At 65.8% G+C, this 8,279-nt stretch carries 9 protein-coding genes; 6 read left to right on the forward strand and 3 right to left on the reverse strand.

From position 1 onward, the window contains the following. Positions 1–10 precede the first annotated feature (10 nt). Positions 11–1,276, reverse strand: coding sequence for an MFS transporter (locus tag J8I29_RS17305; RefSeq protein ID WP_209432594.1), 1,266 nt, complete (start codon positions 1,274–1,276; stop codon positions 11–13). A 107-nt stretch (positions 1,277–1,383) separates the two neighbouring features. Between J8I29_RS17305 and J8I29_RS17310 the strand changes: the two genes are divergently transcribed. Then, positions 1,384–1,842, forward strand: coding sequence for a helix-turn-helix domain-containing protein (locus J8I29_RS17310; RefSeq protein ID WP_105863019.1), 459 nt, complete (start codon positions 1,384–1,386; stop codon positions 1,840–1,842). 148 nt (positions 1,843–1,990) lie between these two features. Here the strand turns inward: J8I29_RS17310 and J8I29_RS17315 are convergent, their stop codons facing one another. Next, a complete protein-coding gene (locus J8I29_RS17315; RefSeq protein WP_105863018.1) occupies positions 1,991–2,626 on the reverse strand; it encodes a GntR family transcriptional regulator in 636 nt (211 codons plus the stop codon). Positions 2,627–2,878: 252 nt separating this feature from the next. Here J8I29_RS17315 and bioB point away from each other — a divergent pair, with 252 nt between their 5' ends. The 5 genes from bioB to J8I29_RS17340 all read left to right on the forward strand — a co-directional run bounded on the left by bioB (position 2,879) and on the right by J8I29_RS17340 (position 8,014). Next, the gene (gene bioB / locus J8I29_RS17320) at positions 2,879–3,832 is read left to right on the forward strand and encodes a biotin synthase BioB (protein WP_348536058.1); all 954 of its coding nucleotides are present in this window, start codon (positions 2,879–2,881) and stop codon (positions 3,830–3,832) included. Then, the gene (locus tag J8I29_RS17325; RefSeq protein WP_209432596.1) at positions 3,829–4,992 is read left to right on the forward strand and encodes an 8-amino-7-oxononanoate synthase; all 1,164 of its coding nucleotides are present in this window, start codon (positions 3,829–3,831) and stop codon (positions 4,990–4,992) included. Before bioB ends, J8I29_RS17325 begins: the two co-directional genes overlap by 4 nt. A 105-nt stretch (positions 4,993–5,097) precedes the next feature. Next, on the forward strand, positions 5,098–5,754 hold the full coding sequence (gene bioD, locus J8I29_RS17330) for a dethiobiotin synthase (RefSeq protein ID WP_209432597.1): 657 nt from the start codon (positions 5,098–5,100) through the stop codon (positions 5,752–5,754). Continuing rightward, positions 5,748–7,025, forward strand: coding sequence for an adenosylmethionine--8-amino-7-oxononanoate transaminase (locus J8I29_RS17335; protein WP_209432598.1), 1,278 nt, complete (start codon positions 5,748–5,750; stop codon positions 7,023–7,025). The genes bioD and J8I29_RS17335 overlap by 7 nt, the downstream gene beginning before the upstream one ends. Continuing rightward, positions 7,022–8,014 (forward strand): beta-ketoacyl-ACP synthase III, encoded by a 993-nt coding sequence (locus J8I29_RS17340; protein WP_209432599.1) that lies wholly within the window; start codon positions 7,022–7,024, stop codon positions 8,012–8,014. The genes J8I29_RS17335 and J8I29_RS17340 overlap by 4 nt, the downstream gene beginning before the upstream one ends. 17 nt (positions 8,015–8,031) lie before the next feature. Here J8I29_RS17340 and J8I29_RS17345 read toward each other — a convergent pair. Next, positions 8,032–8,279: hypothetical protein (locus J8I29_RS17345; RefSeq protein ID WP_209432600.1), on the reverse strand; the 248-nt coding region annotated here is incomplete at its 5' end.

Here is an 8,279-nt window from a genome sequence, read left to right on the forward strand (position 1 = left end):
TCGCGCACCATTACTCGGCGGCATTGATCGCCTGCGTCGCCTCCCTGGGGGTTGCCCGCAGGGTTGCCGCCCAGAACACCAAGGTAGTCGCCGCAATGGCAGCGCCGAGCAGGCTGACGCCGGTCCAGCCGGCATAGGCATAGACCATCGTCGAGGACGACGAGCCGACGGCACTGCCGATCGAATAGAACACCATATAGGCGGCCGTCAGCCGGCTCTGCGCCTCCGGCCTGACGCGGTAGATCATGCCCTGATTGGTGACATGCACGGCCTGGAGGCCGAAATCGATGACGAGAACGCCGAGGACCAGCCACAGGATCGAATAGGGCAATAATCCGATCGGCAGCCAGGCAAGCAGCATCAGGCCGAGTGCGATTCCGGTTACGCGCTGCCCATGGCCCCTGTCGGTCCAGCGTCCCGCCCTGGACGCCCCGAGAGCTCCAGCAGCGCCGGCTAGGCCGAACAGGCCGATCACGCTGTGCGAGAAGGAAAAGGGCGGCGCGCTCAGGGGCATCACCAGCGGCGCCAGCAGCGTGGTGATGTCGGCAAAGATCAGCATGGCGATAATGGCGCGGATCCGCAGCACCGGCTCCTGCACGAACAGGCTGAAGAGAGAGGCGATCAGCTTGGGGTATGCCAGACGCTGCGCTGGTCGCTGTTGCGCCGGCAGCATCTTCCACAAGGCCAGGACGATGGCGAGCGTGGCAGCTGCGGAGACGACATAGACGGTGCGCCAGCCGGAGAGATCGGTGAGAGCGCCGGCGACGGTGCGGGCCAGAAGAATGCCGAGCACGATGCCGCTGGTGACGATACCGACCACCTCGCCGCGTGCCGATGGCTGTGCCAGGCTGGCGGCATAGGCGACGAAAGCCTGGGTGACCACGGCCAGCAGACCCATCACGGCCATCGAGGCGAGCAGCATGGCAGCGCTTGAGGCGAAAGCGATCGAGACGAGGGCGAGCACTGACAGCAGCGACTGCCCGATGACCAGCTTGCGCCGGTCGACCAGATCCCCGATCGGCACCAGCAGGATGAGACCGAGACCATAACCAAGCTGGGTCGCGCCGACGATGAGGCCGGCGGTTGCACGCGACAGGCCGAGATCGTCCGCCATGACGTCGAGCAAGGGGTGGGCAAAATAGGCATTGGCGACGGCAAGGCCGCTCGCCACCGCAAAAAGCAGAATGAGAGAGCGGGACAGCAGCCCGGAAGGCTGCGGCGCGCCGGCCTTCAATGCGGCAGTGCAGGAGGACCCCAATTCCACGTCCGAGGGCATGGCAACTCCACCTCAAATAGGTTTAATAATGAAACCATTGCCTCATAGACGATGAGGTTTTATGATGCAACCGAAATTGGGGAAAGCATCCGGAAACAAACGAGACGATGGTCAAGCGCAAGAGCCTTACCGGGGACTATTGTCCGAGCGCGCGATCGCTCGATGTGATCGGCGACTGGTGGTCGCTGCTGATCGTGCGCGATGCTTTCGACGGGCTGACGCGCTTCGGCGAGTTTCAGAAGAGTCTCGGCATCGCCAAGAACATCCTGTCCGAACGGCTGAAGACGCTGATCGCCCGCGGCATTCTCAAGGCCGTGCCGGCGACGGATGGCGGCGCACACCAGGAATATCACCTCACCGAGATGGGCCGGGATCTCTTCCCGGTGATGGTCGCCCTGCGGAAGTTCGGCGAGGCGCATTTGTTCGCACCCGGCGAGCCGCATTCGCGGCTGGTGGAACGCGAGACCGGACAGGCCATCCAGCTCGAGATCCGCACCAGCGACGGGCGAGCCGTCGATGCCAAGGATGCCGTCATCCTCAAGGTCGAGGAAGACGGCGCGGCGTGATGGAGAGCCGGCAGGCTTGATCTTGCCCTTGGGGCCGTCTCGATAAGAGGATGGTCAGCCAGCGAGGGGTGATTCATACCGGCGCTGGGCGTCTCGGCCAAGACCCTGCGGCTTTATGAGCCCGCACGGGAGGGTCATGGCCTGGCGGTCAGGGCATGGAAACCAACCCGCCTCCCCTGACCTGCTCCAGCCCGCGGATATGTGACTGCAGCAGGGTGGCCGCGCGGCCGGCGTCGCGCTGCCTCAGGGCATCGAGGATCTGCCGGTGGGCGTGACTCGTGCCGGGCCGCCAACCGGCCGTGCGTGTCGCGGCGAAGATGATGCGTGAGTTGGCTAGCTGCAGTCCGTCCAGCATGGCCAGCAGCCGGGGCATGCGGCAGGGCGCCACGATCTCACGGTGGAAGGCGCGGTTGGCCAACTCCCACTCCTCGATGGTCTCGGCCCGGTCGCCTGCCCGAAGCGCCTGCTCCATTCGCTCCAAGCTCACCGCATTCAGCCAGGGAATGGCCTGGCTGACGGCCAACACTTCAAGGTTCGCCCGGATCTCGACGATTTCCTGCGCCGCCTTGCGGTCGAGCGGTGCCACCCGCATGCCGCGCCGGGGCTCACTGACGGCGAGCCCCTGGGCGCGCAGCAGCTGGAAGGCCTCGCGAGCGGGCACATGGCTCGCCTCGAACTCCGCCGCGATCCTGTCCTGCCGGAGCGGGGTGCCAGGCCCCAGTTCTCCCCGCACGATGCGCTCGGCCAGGGTGCGTGCGATGCGCTCGGCGACGGTTTCAGCCATGGCAGCTCCATAGATTATCTATGATAAAATCAGATGCATCCTCTCTTCGCAACTTTATGATGATTCCTGATAGATAGATTTCAAATTTTATCTATAATTTGAGGCGTCCGGTGTTGGCTGCCTCTCGGTCCCAGACTCGCGTCTCCCCCATGGGATCCGTGAGTGGTCATGCGAGGAGACGACATGCACGATCAGCTATCGACAGTTCAGAGCCGTGAAACCACAGCCTTTGATTCGGACGCTGACAGCGCTATCCCCCTGGCCTGGAACCGTGCCGATGCGCGTGCGATCTATGACCTGCCGTTCAACGACCTGCTGTTTCGCGCCCAGACCGTTCATCGCCGGTATTTCGATCCCAACCGCATCCAGCTCAGCAAGCTGCTCAGCATCAAGACCGGCGGCTGTCCGGAAGATTGCGGCTATTGCAGCCAGTCCGCCCATCACAACAGCGGGCTGAAGGCCTCCAAGCTCCTGGAAGTGCAGCGAGTGATCGAGGAAGCGCGCCAGGCCAAGGCGGGCGGTGCCACGCGCTATTGCATGGGCGCGGCGTGGCGCGGCCCCAAGCAGCGCGACATGGCCATGCTCGTCGCCATGGTGGAAGGCGTGAAGGCGCTCGGCATGGAGACCTGCATGACGCTCGGCATGCTCTCGCCCCAGCAGGCCGGGACGCTCGCCGAGGCCGGCCTCGACTATTACAACCACAATATCGATACGTCCGAGCGCTTCTACCCCGAGGTGATCACCACCCGCAGCTTCGCCGAGCGGCTGGATACGCTGGCCAATGTCCGCGAGGCCGGCATCAAGGTCTGCTCGGGCGGCATTCTCGGCCTCGGCGAGGCGGTCGATGACCGCATCGACATGCTGGTGACCTTGGCCAACCTGCCCGAGGCGCCGGAGAGCGTGCCGATCAACATGCTGATCCCCGTGCCCGGCACCAGGCTGGCGGATGCCCCGCCGGTCGATCCGATCGAGTTCATCCGCATCATCGCCCTCGCCCGCATCCTGATGCCGGCCTCGCATGTACGCCTGACGGCTGGCCGCACGGCGATGAGCGACGAGATGCAGGCGCTGTGTTTCTTCGCCGGCGCCAATTCCATCTTCGTCGGCGACACGCTGCTCACCGCCGCCAACCCGGGCGACGACAAGGACACCAGCCTGATGCGTCGCCTTGGCCTGACGGCGGCGCCGCCGGAGGATGCGCCATGAGCTTGGCACTGCCGGGCGAACGACCCCGGCTGGCGCGCTATGCGGCAAGGCTCGACCAGTTCGAGCGCAAGGGGCGGCGGCGCGTCCTGGCGCCGCAAAGCGGCATCGATTTCAGCTCCAACGATTATCTGGGGCTGGCGTCGTCATCGCGCTTGCGCGAAGCCCTCCTCTCTGCCGTCGATCGCGGCGTGCCCGCCGGTGCCGGCGGCTCGCGCCTGCTGCGCGGCAATCATCCCGAGCACGAAGCCCTGGAGGTCGAGGCTGCCACGTTCTTCGGTTCGGGGCGCATGCTCTATTTCAACGGCGGCTATACCGCCAATCTCGCCGCGCTCTCCACCTTGCCGCAGCGCGGCGACCTCGTCGTCTACGACGCCCTCATCCATGCCAGCGCCCATGCCGGTATCGCGGCTGGCCGCGCAGCGGCGGTGGCCGTGCCGCATAATGACGTCGCCGCCGTCGAACAGGCCATCCGTGCCTGGCGGGCGGCGGGCGGCAGCGGCCATCCCTGGATCGTGGTCGAGAGCCTCTATTCCATGGATGGCGACATCGCGCCCCTGGCGGAGCTGATGGCGCTCGCCGATGTCCATGATGGTTTCCTCTATGTGGATGAAGCCCACGCCACCGGTGTTCACGGTGCTGGGGGGCGCGGCTTTGCCGCCGCCTTGGAGGGGCGTGACAATGTCGTGGTGCTGCATACCTGCGGCAAGGCGCTCGGCTCCTCGGGGGCGCTCATCGGCGCCAGCGCGGTGCTTTGCGACGTCCTGGTCAATCACGCCGCGCCCTTCATCTATGCCACCGCGCCCTCGCCGTTCCAGGCCGCACTCGTGCGGGAGGCGCTCCGCGCGCTGGCGGATGAACCGGAACGGCGCGAGCGGGAACTGGCACTAATCGCCTTCGCCAACCGGCTCCTGGCCGAGCGGCTCGGCATCGCAGGCAGCGGCTCGCAGATCCTGCCTGTCATCATCGGTGACAATGAGCGCTGCCTCGCTATCGCCGGGCGGATGCAGGCGGACGGCTTCGATATCCGCGCCATCCGTCCGCCGACGGTTCCGGCCGGCACGGCACGCCTGCGGATCGCCATCACCCTCAATGTCCACGAGGAGGCTATCGCGCAGATGGTCGAGCGGCTTGCGATGGTGATGGCGGAGGATGGGCGATGAAGCACAGATCCTGGGACCGCGGACGTCCCGTCCGCCTCTTCCTCTCATCGAGGCGCAGTGTTTCCAAGAGCGGACGAGGACGTCCGCGGTCCCGGGAGCTGTGCCATGATCGGTAAGGCTCATCCACGCATCGTCATCACCGGCACCGATACCGGCATCGGCAAGACGGTGCTCTCGGCTGCCCTCGCCCATGCCCTCGGGGCCAGCTACTGGAAGCCGGTGCAATCGGGCCTCGACGAGGAGACAGACAGCGAGACGGTGCAGCGCCTGGGCAGACTCCCATCGAACCGCATCCTGCCCGAAACCTACCGGCTCGCCACGCCGGCTTCGCCGCATCTCTCGGCTGCCATCGACGGCATGGAACTCGATCCCGATATGCTCAATCCGCCGCCGGTCGCCAGCCCCCTCGTCATAGAGGGTGCCGGTGGGTTGCTGGTCCCGCTGACACGCCGGACCGTGTTCGCCGACGTCTTCGCGCGCTGGCGCTATCCGGCGATCCTCTGCGCCCGCACGGCGCTCGGCACCATCAACCACACGCTGCTGTCGCTCGAAGCCATGCGTCGCCGGGATATCCCCCTCCTCGGCCTCGTCTTCATCGGCGACGAGCAGCCGGACAGTCAATCCATCATTGCCGACCTCGGCAACGTCCGGAGCCTGGGCCGGCTGCCAAAACTCGATCCCCTCACCGCCGATGGCCTGCATGCCGGCTTCCAGAAGTGGATCGACCTATCCACTATCAAGAAGGGGCTTGCCTCATGCTGAAATCCCTGCCCTCGCCGGTCTGGCATCCCTTCACCCAGCATCAGCTCGATCCGGTGACGCGCCGGATCGCCCGCACGGAAGGCGCTTTCCTCTATGAGGAGGACGGGCAGGCCGTGCTCGATGCGATCTCCTCCTGGTGGGTGATCACCCATGGCCACCGGCATCCCGCCATCATGCAGGCGATCCGGGAGGCCAGCGAACGCTTCGACCAGATCATCTTCGCCGACTACACGCATGAGCCGGCCGAGACGCTGGCCAGGGGCTTGATCGAGCTCGCGCCCTCAGGCCTCGCCCATGTCTTCTATTCCGACAGTGGCTCGACCGCGGTCGAGGTCGCCCTGAAGATGGCGCTCGGCTTCTTTCACAATCGCGGCATGCCCCGTTCCCGCATCGTGGTGATGGAGCACAGCTATCACGGCGACACCATCGGCACGATGTCGGCCGGTCAACGCGGTGTCTTCAATGCGGCCTATGGCTCCTTGCTGTTCTCGGTCGACAGCCTGCCCTTTCCCGCCGCCGGGCAGGAACAGCGCACGCTTGATGCCTTCGAACATCTCTGCCGGCAGGGCGACATTGCCGCCCTGTTGATCGAGCCTTTGGTGCTGGGCGCCGGGGGCATGCGCATCTATGCCCCCTGGGTTCTCGCCGAACTGAAACGGATCGCAGAGCCACACGGCGTCCTCCTGATCGCCGACGAGGTGATGACAGGCTGGGGCCGCACCGGTTCGCTCTTCGCCTGCCAGCAGGCCGGCATCACGCCCGACATCCTCTGTCTGTCCAAGGGCCTCACGGGCGGTGCGGTGCCGCTCGCGGCCACCCTGTGCACGGCCGAGATCTTCGAGGCGCATCTGTCCGATGACCGCAGCCACACCTTCTTCCATTCCAGTTCCTATACCGCAAATCCCATTGCCTGCGCGGCGGCCTGCGCCAATCTCGACATCTGGCGTTCCGAGCCGGTTGCCGAACGTATCGCCACCCTGGCGGCAGGACACAGCCGCCGCCTGAAGCGTTTTCGGGGCGATCCGCGTTTCGCCGACCTCCGGCAATGCGGCACCATCGCGGTCATGGAGATCAATGCCCCCTCCAGTGGTTATCTTTCCGATGCAGGGCCGCGGCTGCGCACCTTCTTCAAGGCGCGCGGCCTGCTCATCCGCCCGCTCGGCAATGTGATCTATCTGATGACGCCCTATTGCGTCACGCCGGATGATCTCGACCGCGCCTATGCGACCATCGACGAGGCGGTGGACCTGGTCGCCGGCGACGGCCGATGACCCGCTGCCGTTCGAGCCGCGTGCTCGGCTTCGGCCATCACGTCCCGGAACGCCGGGTCGGCAATGCCGAGATCGAGGCGAGCCTCGGCCTGGAGGCCGGATGGATCGAGCGGCGGACGGGTATCCGCCATCGCCATTGGGCTGGCGCCGGGGACACGCTGAGCGGCCTAGCCGCCGGGGCCGGTGCCGCAGCCCTGGCGGATGCCGGCATTGCGCCCGATGCGGTGGGGCTCGTCCTGCTCGCGACCTCGACGCCCGATCATCTGCTGCCGCCCTCGGCGCCTCTGCTGGCGCATCGGTTGGGGCTGCCGAAAGCAGGCGCCGTCGATCTCGCCGGCGCCTGCTCGGGCTTCCTCTATGCCCTCACTTTGGCGGACGGTTTCGTGCGAACCCAGGAGAAGGCCGTATTGGTGGTGGCCGCCAACATCTTGAGCCGCCGCATCAATCCGCAAGAACGCGCCAGCGCCGTGGTGTTCGCCGATGCCGCGGGAGCCCTCGTGCTCGGCCCTTCGCGCGACGAAGAGACCGGCCTCCTCGGCATCGACCTTGCCTCCGACGGCAGCCAATACGACCTGATTTCCGTTCCGGCCGGCGGCAGCAATCGCCCCTTCGCCCCGGATATCGCCCCGCAGGACTTCCTGATGACCATGCGCGACGGCAAGGCGGTGTTCTCGCAGGCGATACACATGATGAGCCGCTGCGCCGAACGGGCCATGGCCCGCGCGGAGCTGACGGCCGCGGACATCGATCGTTTCGTGCCACATCAGGCCAATGCCCGCATCTTCGATGCCGTCGCGGCCGAACTCGGGCTCGATGCAGCAAAAACCGTGCGCAGCATCAAGGATTACGGCAATTCCTCGGCGGCCACGATCGCGCTGTCGCTGTCGCTCGCCCATCAGGCCGAACCGTTCAGGTCGGGCGAAAAGCTGCTGCTTTCCGCGGCCGGCGCCGGCATGACCGGGGGCGCCGTCGTGCTAGGTATAAGGTGATGACGGGTGCGAAAGCTTCAGTTTTGAGGAACAGCGAAGACCTCGATGCCGAAATCTAGGCCAAGCTCGACTAATTTAGCCAATGTCCGCAGCGGAATTTCATCGCCGAAGTAGCCATCGCCAAGAAACTCGACGATGATCCACGTCCTGCCGCCACTTTCCCTCAGGCTAAGCAGAAAGGCTTTGTGGTCTCCCGTGAAGTAGTCGCGTTCAAGGGGCTTTGCCGTTGGCGGTGCGCGATCGCGAGCCGACGAGCGCGGCCAGG

Source organism: Labrys sp. LIt4 (assembly GCF_017813775.1).
Taxonomy (GTDB): domain Bacteria; phylum Pseudomonadota; class Alphaproteobacteria; order Rhizobiales; family Labraceae; genus Labrys; species Labrys okinawensis_A.